Source organism: Proteus sp. FME41 (assembly GCF_014897315.1).
Taxonomy (GTDB): Bacteria; Pseudomonadota; Gammaproteobacteria; order Enterobacterales; family Enterobacteriaceae; genus Proteus.
Window position 1 is genome coordinate 40,102 of the sequence record NZ_JABUYL010000005.1, and the last position, 21,577, is coordinate 61,678.

A 21,577-nucleotide genomic window follows, 5' to 3' on the forward strand; every position below is an offset into this window, starting at 1 on the left:
CAGTTAAATAAAAGAATCTAAAACAATAAAATAACATCAGTTCAGCGAACGGATATTAAGTGGAATTACAGTGAAAAAACAAAAACGTACCACTATTACAGACATTGCAAAATTAGCAGGCGTTTCCAAAACAACGGCCAGTTTGGTATTAAATGGGCGTGGTAAAGAGATGCGAGTTTCTGATGATACGATCGCGCGAATTACGGCTATTGCGGAACAATATCAATATAAACCGAATATACATGCTCGTTCTTTACGAGATAATCGTAGTTATGCGTTAGGATTGGTTATTCCTGATATTACTAACTACGGTTTTGCTTCTGTGGCATACGAGTTAGAAATATTGTGTAGGGATGCGGGAATTCAGTTACTTATTTCATGCACTGATGAAAATGCCGCTCAAGAAACACTGGCAATAGAACACCTATTATCACGACAAATCGATGGTTTAATTGTAGCATCTTGTTTACAAAATGATTTTGAATATCAACGTTTAAGTCAGCAAATTCCGGTTGTGTTATTCGACCGTTATTTTGAAGGGACAACACTCCCTTTTGTTGTCACGGATTCAACAACTTCAACACAACAACTGATTGCAGAGATTGCTTCAGCAAAAGGAATGGATGAATGTTATTTTTTAGGGGGACAATCTACATTATCACCCACTAAAGATCGTCTTTTAGGCTTTACCAAAGGGCTTTCTCAAGCCAGTGTTGATTTAAAGTCAGAGTGGGTTATTCATGGGCATTATCACCCAAGTTCAGGATATGAAATGTTTGGCTCTTTATGTGCCTCTTTAGGTCGCCCACCAAAATTTGTTTTTACTTCGGCTTGTGGCTTATTAGAAGGGGTATTACGTTATTTAAGTCAAAATAAAATTATGCAAAATGAAGTCTATTTAGCCGGATTTGATGATCATTACCTTTATGATTCATTATCAATACCAATAGATTCTATCGCACAAAATAATCCTGAACTGGCCTTACACTGTTTCCGACTTATTATGGGATTAATTAATCAACAAAATTTAGAAATTCATCAAATTTTTGTTCCAGCAAAAATTCATCAACGACATGAGTAAGACTGAGCAATTTTATGCAATCATCAGTATAGTGTTTATGATACAAGCTGATGATTTTTACTGTTGATGGAGTCAATATTCAATGCGCCAAGAGCAGGCTAAACTTATCCACCTTCCTGAGCTAAATAGCCTTGCTTATCTGCAAGCTGAATATTTACACCAAACTTTCTCTCGCCATACCCATGAAGGCTTCTGTATTGGTGTCATTGATGATGGCGCACAGCAGTTTTATCGCACAGGAAGCGAACATATCGCTCCTAAAGGCGATATCATTATTGTTAATGCAGATGAAGTTCATACCGGCTCCTCTGCGGTTGAATCTGGTTGGGCTTATCAAGCTATTTATCCCACACCAGAATATCTGCAAACATTAACGCGTGATCTACAACAAGAGCAGGGTGCCACGCCTTGGTTTCCTGATGCTGTTATTCACGATCCTGGTTTAAGTCAGCAACTTTTATTACTTTTTTCATTACTGGAACAGCCTAATAATTATCTTTTAAAAGAATCGCTATTGCTTTCAACAATGGCAATGTTGATTTTGCGTTATAGCAAAACAAGAACCCAAGAAAAGCCCTTAAGTGCTATAGGGCAACGGTTACAGTGGGTGAGTGAATTAATGAATGACACACCCGAAAATGAATTTTCACTCAACACGTTAGCTGAAATGGTGAATTTAAGTCCATGGCACTTTTTACGTCAGTTTAAAAAAGAAATAGGTATGACCCCCCATGCTTGGCTTATTCAAGCCCGAATTCGTAAAGCAAGGCAGTTACTCTCTTTAGGTCATACACTTACTGATGTAACACAACGTTGTGGTTTTTCAGATCAAAGCCATTTCCATCGTCATTTTAAAAACGCTATTGGTGTTACACCGGGAAACTATTTAAAAGGGCTTCGATTATCTTCCTCTTTAAAATCCCCCTTGTTGTAATAAAAAATTAAAAGAGCAATTTTATACAATCCCATTTATATTTACTGACTGATAATCATTCCTCATAGAATTAATAGGCTAGAAGTGAAGACAAGCTAATGGGAAAAATTAAAAATAATAATGAAAAAGGGCAAGCAATGCGTGCTTTTGGTCTCGGTGCTTTACATGCAATGCCATTATGCCTTGCGGTGATCCCTTGGGGAATATTGGCCGGTTCAATGGCGGTTGATGCGGGATTAACCTTTGCGCAAAGTGTTGGGATGTCCGCCATTATTTTTGCTGGTGCAGCGCAATTAGTCACATTAGGGTTAGTTGTTTCTGGTGCAGGTATGTTGACAATTATTGTTTCCGTTTTTTTTATTACCGCACAACATCTTTTATATGGCTTAACCTTACGCCCTCATGTTGCTCATTTAAAATGGTATCAAAGGATCACCATCGGCTTTTTGCTTACAGATGAGCTTTTTGCGGTATCAATGCAACCTAAAATAAAACTAACGCCTGCTTATATGATAGGGGCAGGATTATGTTTTTATTTAGTGTGGGTCGCTGTCAGCATTGTGGGTATTATTATGGCAAGTCAAGTCTCTGATTTATCCCGTTACCACCTTGATTTTTCAATTGTTGCAACGCTATTGGCTATTGTTATTCCATTAATAAGAACATTTAGTACGTTAGTGGGTGTTGTTGTCTCTTTTTGCCTCTCTATTATTTTTAGTTGGTTAAATATAGAGGGTGGCGTAGTGATGGGTGGGCTAACAGGTATGTTTATCGCAGTTTGTGTTGCAAGAATAAGAGGAGAGCAAAAATGACATGGTCGTTATTATTAGTTCTAGCGCTAGTCATTTTTCTTTTACGCTATTTCTTTCTAGAACCCGCAGTACCCGTTAAATTACCGTCAGTGATCAGACAAGCATTAGGATATTCTGCACCTTGTTTATTAACGGCAATCTGTGCACCGATTGTACTGTTAGAAAAAGGCGAATTTAAAGGTATTATTGATAACCCTTATTTATGGGGCACCATATTGTGTGTGGGACTCGCATTGAAAATACGCAGTACATTAATGGTGGTTTTACTGACCTTGGTTGGTTTTTATCTGCTTAATGCCTTGTTAAACTAAATACCAAAGGTGATTTTATTTAACGTAATATTTACATTTAAAAATAATCACTTTTGCATTAATTTTACTCCTTATTTTATCAGCCGTCTTTGAACGGCTGATTCCACCTCTCTTTTCTGTATTACCATTCATTATCCGACTCGTTTCACCTCTCATTTTTAACGTATGCCAATTGATGTTGTGTTAAAAAAATGTGATCTAAATTGCTTCGATTTGGTTTTGCTTCTGCTTTTGGTTTTTTGTTTTGAATACCATCGCAGAATTATAGACTCGATCTCCTTATTCTCGTTATCAATGATACGGAGGCACTTTATATGTTTTCAGAAGAACGGCGACAGGAAATCTACACCATCATCAGGGAACAAAAAAAAGTTAAAGTGGCTCAGCTTGCGGAGAAATTCAGTGTCACATTGGAGACTATTCGCAGTGATTTGAAATTCCTTGAAGGAGAAGGGTTGATCAAACGTTGTCATGGTGGCGCCATACTAGGGAAACAAGAAATTAAAAAAATAAGTAAATTCAGTGATAGTTTTGATATTTCATGTTTATTGCACGACTTATTAATTGTTAGAGAACGTAAAGAGAGAAAGCCAGAAGGTAAAGTCTGTGTTTTAGGATCGTTTGTGGTGGATATTATCGCTAATGTCGAATCTTTTCCGAAAGTCGGTGAATTAGTTAATTCAAAAAGCAATTCGATAGGCCCTGGTGGTAAAGGAACAAATCAGGCAATGGCAGCAAGTTTTTCTGATGCTAAAGTCCATTTAATAATGAAAGTCGGTGAAGATCATTTTAGTAAATACGCTTATAAATATTTACAAGAAAGTGGTATTGATTCTTTCACTATTTTTCAAACAGAAACCGAGCCAACAGGCAGTTCGATTAGTTATTTAGCTGACAAAACACAAAATAATATTACAGCAACTTATTTAGGCGCAAATAATACCTTTTCTGATCAAGAGATTGATATTTCATTGCCTTATGTAAGTGAAGCCGATGTGTTATTACTCCAAGGTGAAATTAATATAGAAGCTAATATTAAAGCAGCCTTATTTGCTAAGTCGGTTAATAAAATCATCATACTGAATGTTGCACCTTATAACGAAAACCTAAAACAACTTTATTTATATCTTGATTTTATTACTTTAAATGCAAATCAAGCATCCCATTGGGCTGACATTGAAATAAACGATATTAATGATGCAAAGCAGGCTATCAGTATTATTTCCGGTGACGAAAGTAAGAAAGTGATTATTTATATGGATAAACTTGGTGTGGTTTATTTTGATGGCCGAGCCACATTCCATATTCCACCTATGCCATCGTTACGTGTAGACACAATGGCAGCAACAGATGCGTTTAACGGTGCATTTGCATCAAAGATAGCAGCAGGAGGCACAATGCATGAGAGTGTATTATTTGCCAGTGCTTTCCTCTCTGCATTTATAGAACAAAAAGGCGTAACAGCAATGCCTGTCCTTTCTCAAGTTCAGGCTCGCCTTAAATCAAGGCTTGAAGATATTCGGCCACAAATAATCTGCAATGAGAAAAGGTGCATATAATGAAAAAAACACTTCTGGCATTTACCCTATGCAGTTCCATTTTTACACTTCCGGCTTTCGCTCAATACCCCGAAAAACCGATTACTATCGTTGTTCCTTGGGCTGCTGGCGGTAATACCGATACTGTTGCACGTCTAGCAGCAAAAGGGCTACAAGAAGAATTAGGCGTTACTGTTAATGTGGTCAATAAAACAGGCGGGAGTGGTGTTGTGGGTCATGATGCCATTAAAAATGCAAAACCTGATGGCTATACACTAGGAATTGCAACGGTTGAAATTACCATGATGCATCATCAGGGAATGACCAATTTAACCTACCAAGATTACACACCTATTACACGCCTTGCTGTTATCTATGGTGGATTACAAGTTGGAAAATCATCACCATTTAAAAATGCACAGGAAATTATTGATTATGCGAAAGCAAATCCAGGTAAGTTAAAAGCATCAGGCAGTGGCTTAAATTCTATTTGGCATCTGAATACTATTGGTATGTTGCGTGCGGCTGGATTACCAGATAATGCTATTCGCTTTATTCCTTCTCAAGGTGCGAGTGCGGCATTACAAGAATTAGCATCAGGGGGTGTTGATATAGTGACATCTTCATTAGGTGAAGCCGACAGTATGGTAAAAGCGGGATTAGTAAAACATATGGCCATTATGTCCAATGAGAAATCTGCCTTTTACCCAGATGTCCCTTTATTCAAAGAAGCTACCGCTTATAATTGGGATCTGCAAGCGTGGAATATGTTAGTTGCTCCCAAAGGTCTTGATAAAGAAGTGCAAGATAAACTCACCGCAGCCATGAAAAAAGTATATGTTTCTGGTGAATTAGCCGAATTTGCAAATAAACAAGGCTTTGAAGTTATTGAATTATATGGCGATGATGCCACTCAATTTATGGCCAATGAAGATAAAAAGTTTGGCGAAATTATAAAGAAATAACTGAGGGAACGGCTGAGCAACAGCCGTTTTTATGCCTATGCTAAATCGTCATATACTATCATTCATATTTTGTTTCTTTGGTTTATTCCTTATTGTTTATAGTGCATATTCATTAGGCGATTTTAGTGAATATGGTGCCGCGTTTATGCCTTCTATTATTGGCGGTGGAATGATTATATTTTCATTAATAGATATATTTTCACGTAAACAAGAAAGTGATATTCCATTAGTAACATGGCATGAAATAAAATTCGTCTTATTAATTATCAGTATTATTCTTTTTTATGTACTTGCATCTGATTATTTAGGTTTTATTTTAACCGGATTAATTATTACCGCACCATTAATGATGAAATATGCAACAACAAAACCTATATACAGTTTTATTATTTCAGCAGGAGTGGTGTTAGGTGTGTATTATTTATTTACCGCTGTACTGTTAGTACCGCTACCTCAGCTATTTTCATAAATAGAGAACAACAGTATGGATATATTAATTAGCGCACTTGCTTATATTGATTACACAACAATACTTGTCGTTATTGGTGCTTGTTTATTTGGTCTGTTTGTTGGTGCTATTCCTGGGTTAACATCTACAATGGCTATTGCCTTAATGGTGCCATTTACTTTTTTTCTCGATCCTATTCCAGCCTTAGCTTTAATGATTTCCGTTGGAGCATCATCTATATTTGCAGGTGATATTCCTGGTGCTTTATTAAATATTCCAGGTACCCCTGCATCAGCAGCTTATACTAATGATGCACATTCTTTAGTAAAACAAGGCAAAACAAATCGTGTCTTGGGCATGTCATTAACCAGCTCTGTGATTGGTGGTGTCATTGGAACCATTATATTAGCTTCAACAGCACCGATATTGGCCGAGTTTGCTTTAAAATTTAGCTCTTACGAATATATGTGGTTATCTTTAATTGGTTTAAGCTGTGCAACAATTGTATCTGGCTCACATATTAGAAAAAGCTTATTAGCATTATTCTTTGGTATTGCATTAGCCACCATAGGTTATGATGAATTTACAGGGCAAGCCCGCTTTACTTTCGGTGAAGTATCTTTAATGCAGGGAGTCAGTTTTATTCCAGCAATGATAGGGCTATTTGCCATTTCTGGTGCGATTAAATATTACGTTGAACGTTGGAAAGAAAAGCAAATTACACTAACAGAAGTGAATGTGGAAAATAACTCTTACAATATCTTTAAAGGCGTGGGTGGTGTTGTTCGTCAACGTAAGGCCGGTATTTTCCGTAGCGGAATAATAGGAACATTAATTGGTGCTTTACCCGGTGCGGGAGCCGATATTGCAGCATGGATCTCTTATGCTGTTTCAAAAAAATTATCTAAAAAGCCAGAGAAATATGGCCATGGTTCTGAAGAAGGTATTGTTGATGCATCTGCCAGTAATAATGCCAGTTTAGCAGGAAGTTGGATACCATCTCTAGTCTTTGGTATTCCCGGTGATTCTGCGGCTGCAATTATTATCGGTGTATTGTATATGAAAGATATGCAACCGGGGCCAACGTTATTTTTATTTAATCCCGATAAATTGTATGCTGTCTTTATTATCTTTTTTATTGCTAATCTTATTTTACTGCCGATTGCGTTTATTGTTGTCAATTTATTGAAAAAGATTGTTGCTATCGATAATGCGATTATTTACCCAGCAATTATCCTATTTAGTATCGTTGGCTCATATGCAATCACAAATACGATGTCTTCTATTGTGGTTATGTTAATTATGGGGGTTATTGGCTATTTCCTTCAAGAACGAAAATTTCCTATATCGCCAATTATTTTAGGCATGATATTAGGGCCAATGTTAGAAAAGAATTTGCTCTCATCATTAATGAAATCTGACGGTGATTTGATTAGTTTTGTTAACAGACCTATATCGATGGTATTAGCCAGTGCATTTCTTCTCATTGTTATTATGCAAATTAGAGGTGCATTAAAAGCCAAATAAGGTATCTCGTTTTTATACCAAATAAATTAAATATAAAGATACTTTTTAAGTATCAGGGAAAGCTCATCTTAAATAAGCAAAATAACGTTTTTTTAAGGTGTTAGAAATCAGCAGATAAATAAAAATATCGGGTGATAAAATGAAAAAAATATTAAATAAGCCAGAAAATTATGTCGATGAAACATTAGCCGGTTTATGCCTTGCGCATAGCCATATTTATCGTCAACCACAGCCAAGATTAATTACTCGTTCAAACAAAACGGATAAACCGAAAGTGGGTATTGTCACAGGCGGTGGTTCAGGACATTTGCCAGTATTCACGGGATATGTCGGTGAAGGTTTATTAGATGCTGCCGCCGTGGGTGATGTTTTTGCTTCACCTTCAGCAGATTTAATGGCTGACGCTATTCGTGAAGCAAATAGTGGTTTAGGTGTATTGCTACTTTATGGCAATTACGGTGGTGATGTCATGAATTTCGATATGGCAACTGAAGCGGTTGATTTTGAAGATGATATTCGTTGCACAACTGTATTAGCCGCGGATGATGTCGCTTCAGCAAAACCCGAAGAGGCGCATAAACGCCGTGGTGTAGCTGGGATGATTTATGGTTTTAAAATGGCGGGCGCCAAAGCAGAAGAAGGTGCATCACTTGATGAAGTGACACGTATTGCTCAAAAAACCATGGAAAATACCCGGACGATTGGTTGTGCATTAACATCTTGTACTTTACCTGCGGTAGGACATCCTACCTTTGAAATTGGTGAAGATGAGATGGAAATGGGGATGGGCATTCACGGAGAGCCGGGAATTTGGCGTGATAAATTACGCAGTGCGGATGATATTGCACAAGAGATGTTTGAGCGTCTACAAGCAGAATTATCATTAAAAACAGGGGATAAAGTCTCTGTATTAGTGAACTCTTTAGGCGCAACGCCATTAGAAGAACTTTATATTCTGTACAAAAAAATTGCACAACTGATTAATAAAACAGGTGCGACTATTGTGCATCCATTGGTCGGTCGTTATGCCACATCTATGGAAATGACAGGGGCAAGCTTAACATTGTGTAAGTTAGATGATGAGCTAGAAGCCTTGATGAGTGCGCCAGCTCATTGTGCATTCTGGAGAGTATAACGATGAATATTACACTTGAAATGCTCAAACAAGCGGTTTTGCGTATCGCTATCGCTTGTGAGCAATCTCAAGCAATGCTGTGTGAAGCTGATAGTCGTTTAGGTGATGGTGATTTAGGGATCACCATGCAAAAAGGATGGCGACAAATTGCCGATGATGCACAAGATTGGCCTGACGATTTAAGTAAAGCTCTTTTTCAATGCAGTAAATCATTACAAAAAGCCTGCGCATCTTCTTTTGGTACATTGCAAGCGACCGCTTTTATGGCAATGGCAAAATATTGCAAAGAAAATCAACTGCAAGAAATAGCACCCTCCGACATTTCACCACTTTTAACGGTTGCGTATCAAAGCATGATGGCAAGAGGAAAAGGGGAGTTGGGGCAAAAATCGGTACTGGATATTATTTATCAATTATCTGAAACGTTAAAACCTGCTTTATCTCTATTGGAATTAAAAACAGCAGCCTTACAGAGTATTGATAATACGCTTAATGAATTTCGTCAAAAACCTAATTTATTAGGTCGAGCGCGTATGTTCCCAGAAAAATCAATTGGTTTAGATGATCCTGGCATGTTGGCAATTAAAGTTATTGTTAAAGCAATCTGATTTAATAAAGGTCTTAATATGAAAAAATTATTTGGCGTTACAGTGGCAATGGTTACTCCGTTTGATTCAAATGATCAAGTGGATATTAAAGCGTTATCTGCATTAACTAACATGCTAGTTAATAAAGGTGTTGATTGCCTCTATCCTTGTGGCACTACGGGAGAAATGTTACGTCTATCTGCTTTAGAACGTAAAAATGTTGCGAAAACCGTTGTTGAAACAGCAAATAAACGCTTACCTGTTTTTATTCATGTCGGTGCAATGACATTAACCGAAACTATTGAATTAGCGAAACACGCAGTTGATATTGGTGCTGATGGTATTGGCGTGGTGACGCCACAATTTTTTGGTGCAACAGACAGGGAATTAGAAAACTATTTTGTGACAGTAGCAAACAGTGTGCCGGATAATTTCCCTGTTTATCTGTATAATATTCCACAATGTGCGGCAAATAATATCAAGCCTGAATTAGCAGCAAAAGTACAACAACAATGTAAAAATGTGATTGGGATTAAATACAGTTTTGCTGATAACAATACAACATTAAGTTACCTTGCTGTTGCAGAGGGTTTTTCAGTTCTTCATGGTTACGACAAATTATTCTTAGGATTATTAGATGCAGGTTGTGATGGTACTGTTTCAGGCTGTGCTTGCGTATTCCCTGAGCCATTTGTGAATATGTATAAAGCCTATATTGCAGGTAACTATCAAGAAGCGAAACACTGGCAACAATTTTGTGTGAAATTTAGTGATGCACTTAAGTCTGGTGCGAATATGGCAATATTTAAATCAGCATTAACTATGCGTGGTTTAGAAGGTGGTCATATGCGTTTGCCACAACTTGATTTATTATCTGAGGAAAATCAACAATTAAAAGAAAATCTGACTCAATTATGTAAAGAAGCAGACATCACTTTTTCACTTAATTAACAATGAGTTAAATAAGCATCTCCGTTATTTTAATGGATCGGTTGTGTGTTGATCATTTTAAGCAGTATAGATTTTTCTATACTGCTTTTTTATCAGAATAAACATGAAATTTAAATGTGACTATTGTGCCAATAACTGACCATATTGTGCGATATCAACATTTCCCCCACTGATAATAATACCGACTTTTTTACCTTTTAATTTATCACCTAATTGAAGAGCGGCTGCTAAACTTAAGCATCCAGTTGGTTCTACAATAATTTTCATTCGCTGGGCGTAAAACTGCATAGCCGAAATTAATTCTTCATCTGTTGCAGTTAAAATAGCGTCCACATTATTACGAATAATCTCAAAGGTGTAATTGCCTAAATGCTGAGTTTGCGCACCATCTGCAATTGTTTTTGGGGTATCAATATGGATAATTTCGCCTTTACGTAATGACTGCTGCCCATCATTACCCGCTAAAGGTTCAACGCCAAATATTTGGCAATGAGGAGATAGTGCTTTGGTTGATAATAACGAACCAGAAAGCAAACCACCGCCACCCAATGGAACAAATAACCTATCTAATTCACCCACTTCGTCAAACAGCTCTTTTGCTGCAGTGCCTTGCCCCGCAATAATATGCGGGTGATCATAAGGCGGAATAAGCGTTAGCCCTTCTTTTTGTGCCAGCTGTTGACCTATTTCTTCCCGGTCTTCTGTATAGCGGTTATAGGTAATCACCCGACCACCATAACCTTTTGTCGCGTCCATTTTTGCTTTTGGAGCATCTTCAGGCATGATAATTGTGGCAGGAATACCTAATAATTTTGCTGATAATGCAATGGCTTGAGCATGGTTTCCCGATGAAAAAGTTACAACGCCGTTTTTACGCTGTTCTGCTGTAAATTGTGATAATGCATTCATTGCACCACGAAATTTAAACGCGCCCATTCGCTGAAAATTTTCACATTTAAAATAAAATTGTGCTCCTGTTAGTTCATTCAGAGTGCGAGAAGTTAAAACAGGGGTTTTATTCAAATAAGGCAGGATCCGTTGATGAGCTTCTGCAACATCTTTATAGGTAGGAATAGGTCGCTTATTCATAAGATTGTTCCTTGATCACAACGGCTTCAATTTCAATTTTACTCCCAAAATGGAGCTCTTTTACGCCCGCGACTAATCTTGCAGGTCTATGTTCGCCAATCCATTTTGCATATAGCTCATTAACAATAGGCCATTCATTAATATTTGTGACATAAACTTTAACTTGTGCGATATCGGTTTTTTGTGCATTTATTCCGACAAGACAAGCCGCTAAATTTTCAAGAACTTGTGTGATTTGAACTTCAACGGATTTATCTGCTAAGGGCTTACCTTGTTTATCTAAAGGCAATAGCCCTGAAATAAACGACATATTATTTGCTGTCACAACATGCGAGTAATGGCCACCTGGTGGTGATAGCGCTTCAATATTTTGTTGTATAAGATGACTGATCATTATCTTTCCTATTTCGCTTAAGTTAGACGTTATGTTTATCTATTTATACATAATGTCTAATGTTAGATCAATAGTATATTTACGTTTTATATTATTATTTTTTTAATAACGTTAAATTGGATAATTAATACATAAAAAAAGAGGCGTAAAATACACCTCTAATTTTTAGAAAAATATTATTAAATATAAAGCGTTAATAAGAACGACGAGTTATTTTCCAAGCCGTGTAAATCGCGATTAACGGCGCTAACGCTAAAAATAAGAATAGGGCAGAAGCCGATGATGAAAGCCCTTCAGGTGTACCACTATTAAAACCATTTAGGTTGACTATCATACCTGCAAATGCAGAACCTAATGCAGTTGCAAATAACTGAACAGTGGTAATAGAAGCTCCTGCAATATCTTTATCTTGTTCTGAGGCGGCTTGCAGTATGCGTGTTAATAGATGAGGCCATCCAAAACCTATGCCATAACCCACTAAGAATAAAGCGAATAATATAATAGAAAGGCTAACCGCATTTTCTGATTGCAACATTGGGTTTGGAATAACAAACGCTAACGCTAATAATCCTACAAAAACAATAATAGGGCCACTTAATATGCTAAAACGCATTTTAGCCCCTTGCCAACTGGCGCTAATCACTTCAGCTACAGTCCATCCTAATGCCATTAATGCACTCATATAACCTGACGCTAAAGGCGTTTGCATATGTAAGCTTTGTAGATAATAAGGAACAAAGATCTCACATGTCATGCCAATCGCTAATAACGAAATGGTAAGGTAAAGAAGGGCATGCAAAGAAAGGCCTTTAAATGTATTCGAAGGTAATAACCGAACAGAAAGCCGTTTTTCACACAAAATAAGTACACCAATTAAGCCAAATACCACCACGATACTCAGCAAATTAATTGTGAGTGATGAAGAAAGGCTACCGGATGAAATAAGCAGTACTGCAACAGTTAAAATAATCAGTTGAAGGTAAGGTAAATTTTGTGAGGTCGATTTCGGTGTATTATTTTCCCTTTTAGGTAAGATAAACCAAAGATAAACCCCATAAAGCACCATTACAGGTAACATAATACCAAAGGCATATCGCCAAGCATCTAATTGCGCAAAAATACCACCAATGGCAGGGCCAATTAATGTCGCAACGCCCCACATACCTGAAATTAATGCCATGGCTCTAGGCCATAAAGCTTGGTCGTAAACAATATTAACCATCGCATAGGAAAGAGCAAACAATAGCCCACCGCCTAGGCCTTGAACAAAACGACCGACCAGCATCACTTCCATTTTTGGGGCAACGGCACACAGCAAACTGCCTATAAAAAAGAGTACAGTGGCTGCTAAATAAGCGCCTTTAGCGTCTAATAAACTTAATAAGCGTGCTGATAACACAGAGCCAATAATAGAGGCAGCAACAAATAACGTGGTATTCCATGCGTATAATTCCATCCCACCAATATCGGTGACAACAGAAGGCAAAATAGTGGTTGCCATTAAAATATTAATTGCATGTATCACGACACCAAAAGAAAGTGCAAATGAAATTGCTCCATTTCTCCCTGAAAAAAGATCGCGCCACTGGCTATTATTAGTTGGGATCATTAGAAAAAATATCCTTCTTTTATTGCTATTCCGACATAGCTTCGTTAAATTACCAAGATAAATCTTGGATTAATAAATACTGAGACGCTTAATATGTCAAGAAAAAACTTGGAATATAATTACCCTGCGCAACGCAGTGTAGGTGATAAAATTTTATTTTTAATTAAAAAACATGGGCCTATGCAAGCAAATGATGTAGGGCAACGTCTTGGCACCAGCAGTGAAGCGGCAAGGCAACAATTTGTAAAACTCGCTAATGCGGGATTTGTTGAAGCAATAACAGAGCCAAAGGGTGTGGGGCGACCGATTCAATATTGGCATTTAACCGAATTAGGGCAAAAACAATTTCCTGACACACATGCTGAATTGACAGCACAGATATTGCTCACGATACGTGAAGAATTAGGTGAAGGTGCAATAGAAAAAATTATTCTTGCTCGAAAAAAACAGAGCTATGAACGCTATACGCAAGCGATAAGAGATGTGGATGAACTTACTGAGCGTTTAGATATCTTAGCCACATTACGTAGCCAAGAAGGTTATATGGCACACTGGCAACAGGTCAAAGATAACGAATATCTGTTTATTGAAGATCACTGTCCAATTTGCGCAGCCGCTAAAGTATGTCAGGGCTTTTGTAATAGTGAAAAAGAGTTATTTTCTGAAACGCTAGGCGTAGAACTACAGCGTGTTGAATATATTTTAGAAGGTGCTAGACGTTGTGCCTATCGAATTAAAATTTAATGTCTATATTCCTTTTGGGAATAAAGACAAAAACCGCGCAATTAAGCGCGGTTGGTGTTCTTTCCTTAGAAATTTAGCTTAACTTTTACAATGTAATCGCAGAAGCTTTCCAAATTCTTTGCATATATTCTGTCACCGCACGATCCGCAGAAAAATAGCCCATTTGGCAGATATTTAAGGCGGATTTTTTCAGCCATGCATCTTCATCTTGATAGAGAACATCGACATTATCTTGAGTATCAACATAACTACGGAAATCGGCAAGTACCTGATAATGGTCACCAAACTCGATTAAACTATCGAAAATTGATTTGTATTTATCAGGACAATCTTGATTGAAGAAGCCGTTTGCAATTTGATTCAGTACAGTGTGTAACTCAATATCTTCATCATAGTAACGACGAGGTGAATAACGTTGTCTTAGCTCAGCAACTTCTTGTGCATTATTGCCAAAGATAAACATATTATCAAATCCAACATGTTCACCAATTTCAATATTAGCACCATCCAGTGTCCCAATGGTTAATGCGCCATTTAGGGCAAATTTCATATTACCTGTACCTGAAGCCTCTGTACCCGCTAATGATATTTGCTCTGATAAATCGGCTGCTGGAATAATATGTTGCGCTAAGCTCACACCATAATTAGGAATAAAGATAACTTTTAGCTTATCTTTAATGCGGGGATCATTATTAATCGTCATTGCAATATCATTGATAAGATTGATAATTTTCTTCGCATTATAATATGCAGATGCTGCTTTACCGCCAAAAATAAACACACGAGGTACCCAGTTTTTTTCTGGATTTTCTAAAATGCGATTATAACGAGTGATAATGCCTAACACATTGAGAAGTTGGCGTTTATATTCGTGAATACGTTTAATTTGCACATCAAACAGCGCATCTGGATTGATATCAATATTTAAATCTTGCTTAATAATTTGTGCAAGATTTTGTTTGTTCACTCTTTTTGAGCCTTTTAATTGGTGTAAAAATGCTTTATTTTTCACCAATGGCATTAATTCACCCAGTTGCTCTAAATTAGTTCGCCACTGAGTTCCAATATGGCTATCAATTACTTGAGAAAGGGATGGGTTTGCTAATGCTAACCAACGACGAGGAGTGATCCCATTGGTAATGTTGCAGAACTTCTTAGGGTAGATCATTGCAAAATCAGCGAATAAGGATTGCACCATTAATTGGCTATGTAACTCAGAAACACCATTGACTTGATGACTAATAATCACAGCCAACCATGCCATACGAACATTGCGACCATTTTCTTCATCAATAATAGAAACACGACGTAATAAATCATTGTCGTTAGGATGCTGTTCCTTAACTTGTTTTAAGAATTTATCATTGATTTGGAAAATAATTTGTAAATGACGGGGGAGTGAGCGACCAATCATATCAACAGGCCACGTTTCTAATGCTTCCCCCATTAATGTATGGTTAGTGTATGAGAAAATGCAAATCGTTTGTTCCCAAGCTTCATCCCAACTAAATCCATGATTGTCGATAAGTTGACGCATCAATTCAGGAATTGCGAGAACAGGGTGAGTATCATTAAGATGAATAGCAATAAAGTCTTTTAGATTATCAAAGCGCTGATGCAGATGATAATGACGTTGCAAGATATCTTGAATAGAGGCACTGACTAAAAAGTATTCTTGCTGTAAACGTAACATTTTACCTGATAGGGTTGAATCATCAGGGTAAAGGATCCGAGAGATATTTTCAGAGCGATCTTTCGCCTCTGTTGCCTCAAGATATTCTCCTTTATTGAATTTACCCAAGTTAAATGCACTATTCGCTTTAGCTGACCATAATCTAATGGTATCTGTTGCTTGCGTGTTATAACCAGGGACAATAGAATCATAAGGTTGAGCCATCACATTCAAGGTATCAACCCAATAGCTTTTATCGCCTTCTTGTTGCAAGCGCCCACCAAAATCCACCTCAAATTGCAGGTCATGACGAGGAAACTCCCAAGGGTTACCTTTTTCAAGCCAGTTATCTGCAATTTCGTGTTGCTCACCATTTTGGATTTGTTGGCGAAACATGCCATATTCATAACGAATACCATACCCCGTAACGGGATAACCCAAGGTGGCACACGAATCAAGGAAACATGCCGCTAAACGACCCAAACCACCATTACCTAAACCAGGATCAGGTTCAAGTTCAATTTGCTTTTCAAGATCAAGACCTAGCTCTTTTAATGCGTCTTTAACTTCATGATAAACACCTAAAGAGAGCATCGCATTGGTTAAAAAACGACCCATTAAAAATTCCATCGAAATGTAATAAACCTGTTTTACTTTCGGTGAAAGTTCTGCTTTAGTCGATTTTAACCAACGTTCAACTAAACGGTCTCTAATCGCGTAAGAGGTTGCATTTAACCAATCTGTTTCTGTGGCATATTTAGGCGAAGTACCAACGATAAACATTAGCTTGTAAACAATAGAACGCTTTAATGATTCAACATCCTTATCAGGTGATAAATAATCAAACTCACATAACTTTTTCATTATAAATCTCTTTTTGTAATCCACTGGTCAAATAGACATCATGTCTATAAACGGTGATACAACGCAGCATACGTTTTGGCCGCAGTTTCCCAACTAAAAATAGTTTGATTCATGGCATCAGTTTGAACTTGTAGCCATTGTTTCGGCATGCCCCATAAGGTAAAAGCACGATTGATTGCAAAACGCAGATCATCTGATGTTGCTTCATGGAAAACAAAGCCCGTAGCTTGGTGATGAGCTAAATTTTCTAATGAGCAATCATTTACTGTGTCGGCTAATCCACCTGTGTGTCTAACTAAAGGAAGGGCGCCATATTTCAAGCCATACAACTGAGTTAATCCACAAGGCTCAAAACGGCTTGGCACCATGATGACATCCGCGCCAGCAATAACTTGATGTGAAAAACTTTCGTCATAACCAATATGAACAGCAACATGTTGAGGATATTGTTCTTGAGCGTGTAAAAATGCACTTTCAAGATGACTGTCACCTGTGCCTAATAGAATAAATTGACCACCTTGATCAACGATATCTGGCAACACGTCAATGACTAAATCGAGTCCTTTTTGTGCTGTTAAGCGACTTACAACAGCAAAAAGAGGTGCGCTATTATTGACAGGCAGGCCGCATTTTTTCTGTAATGCCGTTTTATTTTCTAGGCGTTTATTGAGGTTTTTAACATCATAACGACGTGCAATTAAACTGTCTGCTGCAGGGTTCCAAATTGCCTCATCAACACCATTTAATATGCCACTTAATCGTTGTTCTTCAGCACGTTGACGCAATAACCCCTCAATTCCATAGCCAAATTCATGCGTTGTGATCTCTTTGGCATACGTTGGGCTGACTGTCGTAATGTGATTTGCATAAAATAGACCGGCTTTTAAGAACGACATTTGCCCATAATATTCCAATCCATTAATTGAAAAACAGTAATCAGGTAATTCAAGTTGATGAAGATGATAAGGAGAAAACTCGCCTTTATAAGCTAAATTATGAACAGTAAAGACAGATTTAGCCGAGTAATGTTTCACAGCTAAATAAGCACAAGCAAGTCCTGCATGCCAATCATGAGCATGAACAATATCTGCACGCCATAAAGGATCTAACCCTGCAGATAATTCGCTAGCAACCCAACCTAATAGTGCAAAACGAAAAACATTATCACTATAAGCATGTTGGTATTCATCATGATAAGGACTGCCTGTACGCTGATAAAGATGTGGGGCATCAATCAGATAAATATCAATACCTTGATATTGACCATAAAGTAGAGAGATATTGCCAGCAAAAGTATCAATATTGGTGACTAATTTTAGTGAGTCAATATTGTCTTTAATCGCAGGAAACGCGGGTATAACAACCCGCGCATCTAAACCTATTTTTTTCTGAGCTAAAGGTAAAGATCCCATAACATCAGCTAATCCCCCTGTTTTCAGCAGAGGGAATAATTCCGAACAGCAGTGGAGAACATTCACGAAAAGGCCTCCTCACTTTGAGGTTTTGGCTCTGTCTTTGTTTCAGTAGGATTTTCTTTTTCTTGACGTGTTAATTGCTCAAGCATTTCTCTTGTGACCAGCACAATGCCTTCTTCTGTACGATGGAAGCGAGCGGCATCGTCTTCTGCATTCATGCCAATCACCGTACCTTCAGGAATAGTACAGCTACGCTCAACAATACAGCGTTTTAAGTAACAGTGATGGCTAACAGTTACATCCGGTAAAATGACCGAATCTTCAATATGGCAGAACGATTCAACACGAACCAGAGGGAATAAAATAGAAGAATAGAGCGTTGACCCATTGATAATACAGCCATCTGCAATCAACGAGTTCATCATTTGCCCGTGCTCACCATGGTTATCTTGTACAAATTTTGCAGGGGGAAGCGGAGTCATAAAGGTACGGATTGGCCAATCTTTCGCATACATATCCAGCTCAGGTGTCACAGACGCTAAATCTAAGTTTGCCGCCCAATACGCTTCAATGGTTCCTACATCACGCCAGTATGGCGGTACAGAAGGATCAGAACTCACACAAGAAAGCTCAAATGGGTGAGCTAATACATCACCGCGCTCTGTGATTTTAGGAATAATATCTTGGCCAAAATCGTGATGAGAATTAGGGTCACGGCTATCTTCTTCTAATAGATCAAAAAGATAATCTCTATCGACCACATAAATTCCCATGCTGGCTAATGAGTGATCAGGATCATCAGGAATACACGGTGGATTTGATGGTTTTTCTAAGAAATGAAGGACTCGGCGATTTTCATCAATGTCCATAATCCCAAATTGGAAGGCATCTTCTTTAGGAACACGAATACAAGCAACGGTGAATTTTGATTTGTTTTCAACGTGATCAAGTAACAAGCGAGCATAGTTCATTTTATAGATATGGTCACCGGCTAAAATCACCACGTATTTGGCTTTATAACTACGAAGAATATCAAGGTTCTGATATATCGCATCAGCCGTACCCATATACCAATGTTCCGTATTGCGGCGTTGTTGAGCAGGCAGTAAGTCAACAAATTCATTCATATCTTCGTTAAAGAATGACCAGCCACGTTGGATATGCTGAACTAAAGAGTGTGATTGATATTGGGTAATTACACCAATACGACGGATCCCAGAGTTAATACAGTTTGATAGCGTAAAGTCGATAATTCGAAATTTTCCGCCAAAGAAAACCGCCGGTTTTGCACGTTTTGCCGTCAATGCTTTTAAGCGTGTACCACGACCTCCCGCTAAAACGAGTGCAATTGCCTCTTTAGGAAGTTGTTGTGCCAACATTAATTTTTGGCCTTGTTCTGTTGTCATCATAGTTATAGCACTCCAATCAAATTACTTAACTTGGGAGGAAATATTGGGTAATTTTTCAGTAGAAGACTGAGTATAAAAAACGCTATTTCGCCAAAGGATGATACTGTTAGGTTGTACTTCACAATGTTGAGATTGTGTTGGGTGACAATGAGGCCAGCTAGCTGTATCAAGCAAGCAAGACCACGACCCTTGAGGTAAAGAAAAAACAGCACTGTTTCTTAACGGATTAATCATTAAGATCCATTGTTGTGCTAAAAGAAGTTGTAATGGTGAGGGCGGAAGTTGCTGCCAATCTTCATGACTCATAGTTTGAGCATTCTGATTAAGCCAAATAACATTTTGGCTATCTTCTTCCCACCATTTAAGCGAACTTAAAGGTGTAATTTGGTGACGTAATTCAATAAGGTGGCGAATGTAATCAGTTAAGTCATAAGGTTGTTGAAACCATTTAATCCAACTGACTTTATTATCCTGACAATAAGCGTTGTTATTACCATATTGCGTATTACCCACTTCATCACCGGCGAGTAAATGAGGTGTTCCTCTTGAAAGCAGTAAGGTTGCCAGCATATTTCGAGTCGCAAGCAATCTGTGTTGGCTTATTTTTTCGTTAACAATCAAACCTTCTTCACCAAAATTGACACTGTAATTGGTGTTATGCCCATCTAAGTTTGATTCTCCATTCTCCTCGTTATGTTTATGCTGATAACTCACTAAATCCCGCAGTGTAAAGCCATCATGGCTGGTTATCATATTGATACTTGAATAGGGGGGTCTGCCATTTTTATGGTACAGCTTTGCAGAGCCTGTAATATGGTCTGTAAATGCCGCAATAGAGACATCACGCCATAACCAAAAGCGACGCATAACATCGCGATAACCATCATTCCATTCTGTAAATGGCACAGGGAAGTTACCGACTTGATAGCCATCAGAACCTAAATCCCAAGGCTCGGCGATAAGCTTAATACGTGAAAGAAGGGGATCTTGACGAATGGCTGTTAGTAATGGGGATTGTGTCTCAAAATAAGGAACTCGACCAAGGCTTGTTGCTAGATCAAAACGAAAACCATCGATATGAAATTCGATAACCCAATAGCGTAGACAATCCATTACCCATTGAACCGTTTCTGGGCGACTTAAATTAAGCGTATTGCCACATCCTGTCCAATTTTGGGCTTTATTTTCATCGTTTAACCAATAATAACTTTTATTATCAATACCACGTTGAGAAACAATATAACCTTCAAATTGATCACTTAATTCCGCAGTGTGGTTAAAAACCACATCTAAAATCACTTCAATATTGGCTTTATGTAGACACCTTACTGCTTCTCGGAATTCATCCATAATATTCCGACCGGTATTGGAATAATATTGTGTTGATAAAGCAAAAGGCGCTAATACGTTATAACCCCAATAATTTTTTAATCCGATTTTATGAAGATGAGGCTCTGTTAAATGATATTGAACAGGCAATAATTCTAATGCTGTAATTCCCAATTTTTTTAAATGTGAAATAAAAGCAGGATGACCTAATGCAGCATACGTGCCCGCAATTTTTTCAGGTATTTCAGGGTGAAGTTTTGTGAGTCCTTTAACATGCCCTTCATAAATAATCGTTTCTGACCAAGGCGTATTTAAACGTTGATAAGTCCCTTTTTCTTTATAAGAGAGACAAAAGCATCTACTGTCATCGATAATAACCGCTTTAGGTGTTATGGCACTGTCATCATGTTCTAATGCGTTAAAAACCGGCGATGTATAAGGTAATGTGTTATCAACAATACCCGTCACTTGTTTTGCGTAAGGATCTAACAATAGTTGTTGTGGTTGATAGAACAATCCTTGTTCTGGGTTCCATTCGCCTTCTACACGATAACCATAATGCAAACCCGGCCCTGCACCGGGTAAGTATCCATGCCAAATAGAGCCGGTTTTTCCAGGTAACGGATAGCGGATTTCTTTGCCTGCTTTATCAAATAGGCAAAGAACGACTTTAGTGGCATTCTCACTAAATAACGTAAAATTAACACCATAACCGTCATAATGACTGCCCATAGGAAAAGGGCGACCATAATCTAAAGACATA

19 protein-coding genes are annotated in these 21,577 nt (G+C 37.9%); 12 read left to right on the forward strand and 7 right to left on the reverse strand.

Annotated features, from left to right (window positions below):
* Positions 1-70 precede the first annotated feature (70 nt).
* From INT04_RS06315 to INT04_RS06365, 11 genes are all read left to right on the forward strand, one after another.
* Positions 71-1,081 carry a LacI family DNA-binding transcriptional regulator gene (locus INT04_RS06315; RefSeq protein ID WP_193015309.1) on the forward strand — a complete coding sequence of 337 codons (1,011 nt, stop codon included), beginning with the start codon at positions 71-73 and terminating at the stop codon, positions 1,079-1,081.
* Between the two features lie 82 nt (positions 1,082-1,163).
* Positions 1,164-2,015, forward strand: a complete 852-nt coding sequence (locus INT04_RS06320; RefSeq protein WP_109408170.1) for an AraC family transcriptional regulator — start codon at positions 1,164-1,166, stop codon at positions 2,013-2,015.
* 98 nt (positions 2,016-2,113) lie between these two features.
* The gene (locus INT04_RS06325) at positions 2,114-2,827 is read left to right on the forward strand and encodes an AzlC family ABC transporter permease (RefSeq protein WP_226894000.1); all 714 of its coding nucleotides are present in this window, start codon (positions 2,114-2,116) and stop codon (positions 2,825-2,827) included.
* Entirely contained in the window at positions 2,824-3,138 is a 315-nt protein-coding gene (locus tag INT04_RS06330) for an AzlD domain-containing protein (RefSeq protein ID WP_193015310.1), read from the forward strand. The genes INT04_RS06325 and INT04_RS06330 overlap by 4 nt, the downstream gene beginning before the upstream one ends.
* A gap of 314 nt (positions 3,139-3,452) precedes the next feature.
* A complete protein-coding gene (locus INT04_RS06335) occupies positions 3,453-4,697 on the forward strand; it encodes a PfkB family carbohydrate kinase (RefSeq protein WP_193015311.1) in 1,245 nt (414 codons plus the stop codon).
* Positions 4,697-5,641: a tripartite tricarboxylate transporter substrate binding protein gene (locus INT04_RS06340; protein ID WP_193015312.1), complete on the forward strand. Its 945-nt coding sequence runs from the start codon at positions 4,697-4,699 to the stop codon at positions 5,639-5,641. The genes INT04_RS06335 and INT04_RS06340 overlap by 1 nt, the downstream gene beginning before the upstream one ends.
* Positions 5,642-5,672: 31 nt before the next feature.
* On the forward strand, positions 5,673-6,110 hold the full coding sequence (locus INT04_RS06345; protein ID WP_193015313.1) for a tripartite tricarboxylate transporter TctB family protein: 438 nt from the start codon (positions 5,673-5,675) through the stop codon (positions 6,108-6,110).
* A gap of 15 nt (positions 6,111-6,125) precedes the next feature.
* The gene (locus INT04_RS06350) at positions 6,126-7,616 is read left to right on the forward strand and encodes a tripartite tricarboxylate transporter permease (protein ID WP_193015314.1); all 1,491 of its coding nucleotides are present in this window, start codon (positions 6,126-6,128) and stop codon (positions 7,614-7,616) included.
* Positions 7,617-7,755: 139 nt separating this feature from the next.
* Positions 7,756-8,751, forward strand: a complete 996-nt coding sequence (locus INT04_RS06355; RefSeq protein ID WP_193015315.1) for a dihydroxyacetone kinase subunit DhaK — start codon at positions 7,756-7,758, stop codon at positions 8,749-8,751.
* Between the two features lie 2 nt (positions 8,752-8,753).
* Positions 8,754-9,359, forward strand: coding sequence for a dihydroxyacetone kinase subunit L (locus INT04_RS06360; RefSeq protein WP_226894001.1), 606 nt, complete (start codon positions 8,754-8,756; stop codon positions 9,357-9,359).
* An 18-nt stretch (positions 9,360-9,377) separates the two neighbouring features.
* Positions 9,378-10,289, forward strand: a complete 912-nt coding sequence (locus INT04_RS06365; protein ID WP_193015316.1) for a dihydrodipicolinate synthase family protein — start codon at positions 9,378-9,380, stop codon at positions 10,287-10,289.
* 120 nt (positions 10,290-10,409) lie between these two features.
* Here the strand turns inward: INT04_RS06365 and INT04_RS06370 are convergent, their stop codons facing one another.
* From INT04_RS06370 to INT04_RS06380, 3 genes are all read right to left on the reverse strand, one after another.
* A complete protein-coding gene (locus INT04_RS06370) occupies positions 10,410-11,378 on the reverse strand; it encodes a threo-3-hydroxy-L-aspartate ammonia-lyase (RefSeq protein ID WP_193015317.1) in 969 nt (322 codons plus the stop codon).
* Positions 11,371-11,772 carry a RidA family protein gene (locus INT04_RS06375; RefSeq protein WP_193015318.1) on the reverse strand — a complete coding sequence of 134 codons (402 nt, stop codon included), beginning with the start codon at positions 11,770-11,772 and terminating at the stop codon, positions 11,371-11,373. The genes INT04_RS06370 and INT04_RS06375 overlap by 8 nt, the downstream gene beginning before the upstream one ends.
* Before the next feature lie 193 nt (positions 11,773-11,965).
* The gene (locus INT04_RS06380; protein WP_193015319.1) at positions 11,966-13,381 is read right to left on the reverse strand and encodes an MFS transporter; all 1,416 of its coding nucleotides are present in this window, start codon (positions 13,379-13,381) and stop codon (positions 11,966-11,968) included.
* A 93-nt stretch (positions 13,382-13,474) separates the two neighbouring features.
* Here INT04_RS06380 and INT04_RS06385 point away from each other — a divergent pair, with 93 nt between their 5' ends.
* Positions 13,475-14,125, forward strand: a complete 651-nt coding sequence (locus INT04_RS06385) for a helix-turn-helix transcriptional regulator (protein WP_193015320.1) — start codon at positions 13,475-13,477, stop codon at positions 14,123-14,125.
* An 85-nt stretch (positions 14,126-14,210) separates the two neighbouring features.
* Here the strand turns inward: INT04_RS06385 and glgP are convergent, their stop codons facing one another.
* The 4 genes from glgP to glgX are packed head-to-tail and all read right to left on the reverse strand — an operon-like array spanning position 14,211 to position 21,576.
* On the reverse strand, positions 14,211-16,661 hold the full coding sequence (glgP, locus tag INT04_RS06390; RefSeq protein ID WP_193015321.1) for a glycogen/starch/alpha-glucan family phosphorylase: 2,451 nt from the start codon (positions 16,659-16,661) through the stop codon (positions 14,211-14,213).
* Positions 16,662-16,705: 44 nt separating this feature from the next.
* Positions 16,706-18,139, reverse strand: a complete 1,434-nt coding sequence (gene glgA / locus INT04_RS06395) for a glycogen synthase GlgA (protein WP_193015322.1) — start codon at positions 18,137-18,139, stop codon at positions 16,706-16,708.
* On the reverse strand, positions 18,136-19,485 hold the full coding sequence (glgC, locus tag INT04_RS06400; protein WP_193015323.1) for a glucose-1-phosphate adenylyltransferase: 1,350 nt from the start codon (positions 19,483-19,485) through the stop codon (positions 18,136-18,138). The genes glgA and glgC overlap by 4 nt, the downstream gene beginning before the upstream one ends.
* A gap of 21 nt (positions 19,486-19,506) precedes the next feature.
* Positions 19,507-21,576 (reverse strand): glycogen debranching protein GlgX, encoded by a 2,070-nt coding sequence (gene glgX, locus INT04_RS06405; RefSeq protein ID WP_193015324.1) that lies wholly within the window; start codon positions 21,574-21,576, stop codon positions 19,507-19,509.
* Position 21,577 lies beyond the last annotated feature (1 nt).

Excerpts from the sequence above, each read along its gene's own strand:
- INT04_RS06320 (WP_109408170.1), top strand. The coding sequence starts at position 1,164 with ATGCGCCAAGAGCAGGCTAAACTTATCCACCTTCCTGAGCTAAATAGC.
- INT04_RS06325 (WP_226894000.1), top strand. The coding sequence starts at position 2,114 with ATGGGAAAAATTAAAAATAATAATGAAAAAGGGCAAGCAATGCGTGCT.
- INT04_RS06330 (WP_193015310.1), top strand. The coding sequence starts at position 2,824 with ATGACATGGTCGTTATTATTAGTTCTAGCGCTAGTCATTTTTCTTTTA.
- INT04_RS06335 (WP_193015311.1), top strand. The coding sequence starts at position 3,453 with ATGTTTTCAGAAGAACGGCGACAGGAAATCTACACCATCATCAGGGAA.
- INT04_RS06340 (WP_193015312.1), top strand. The coding sequence starts at position 4,697 with ATGAAAAAAACACTTCTGGCATTTACCCTATGCAGTTCCATTTTTACA.
- INT04_RS06345 (WP_193015313.1), top strand. The coding sequence starts at position 5,673 with ATGCCTATGCTAAATCGTCATATACTATCATTCATATTTTGTTTCTTT.
- INT04_RS06350 (WP_193015314.1), top strand. The coding sequence starts at position 6,126 with ATGGATATATTAATTAGCGCACTTGCTTATATTGATTACACAACAATA.
- INT04_RS06355 (WP_193015315.1), top strand. The coding sequence starts at position 7,756 with ATGAAAAAAATATTAAATAAGCCAGAAAATTATGTCGATGAAACATTA.
- INT04_RS06360 (WP_226894001.1), top strand. The coding sequence starts at position 8,754 with ATGAATATTACACTTGAAATGCTCAAACAAGCGGTTTTGCGTATCGCT.
- INT04_RS06365 (WP_193015316.1), top strand. The coding sequence starts at position 9,378 with ATGAAAAAATTATTTGGCGTTACAGTGGCAATGGTTACTCCGTTTGAT.
- INT04_RS06370 (WP_193015317.1), bottom strand. The coding sequence starts at position 11,378 with ATGAATAAGCGACCTATTCCTACCTATAAAGATGTTGCAGAAGCTCAT.
- INT04_RS06375 (WP_193015318.1), bottom strand. The coding sequence starts at position 11,772 with ATGATCAGTCATCTTATACAACAAAATATTGAAGCGCTATCACCACCA.
- INT04_RS06380 (WP_193015319.1), bottom strand. The coding sequence starts at position 13,381 with ATGATCCCAACTAATAATAGCCAGTGGCGCGATCTTTTTTCAGGGAGA.
- INT04_RS06385 (WP_193015320.1), top strand. The coding sequence starts at position 13,475 with ATGTCAAGAAAAAACTTGGAATATAATTACCCTGCGCAACGCAGTGTA.
- glgP (WP_193015321.1), bottom strand. The coding sequence starts at position 16,661 with ATGAAAAAGTTATGTGAGTTTGATTATTTATCACCTGATAAGGATGTT.
- glgC (WP_193015323.1), bottom strand. The coding sequence starts at position 19,485 with ATGATGACAACAGAACAAGGCCAAAAATTAATGTTGGCACAACAACTT.
- glgX (WP_193015324.1), bottom strand. The coding sequence starts at position 21,576 with ATGTCTTTAGATTATGGTCGCCCTTTTCCTATGGGCAGTCATTATGAC.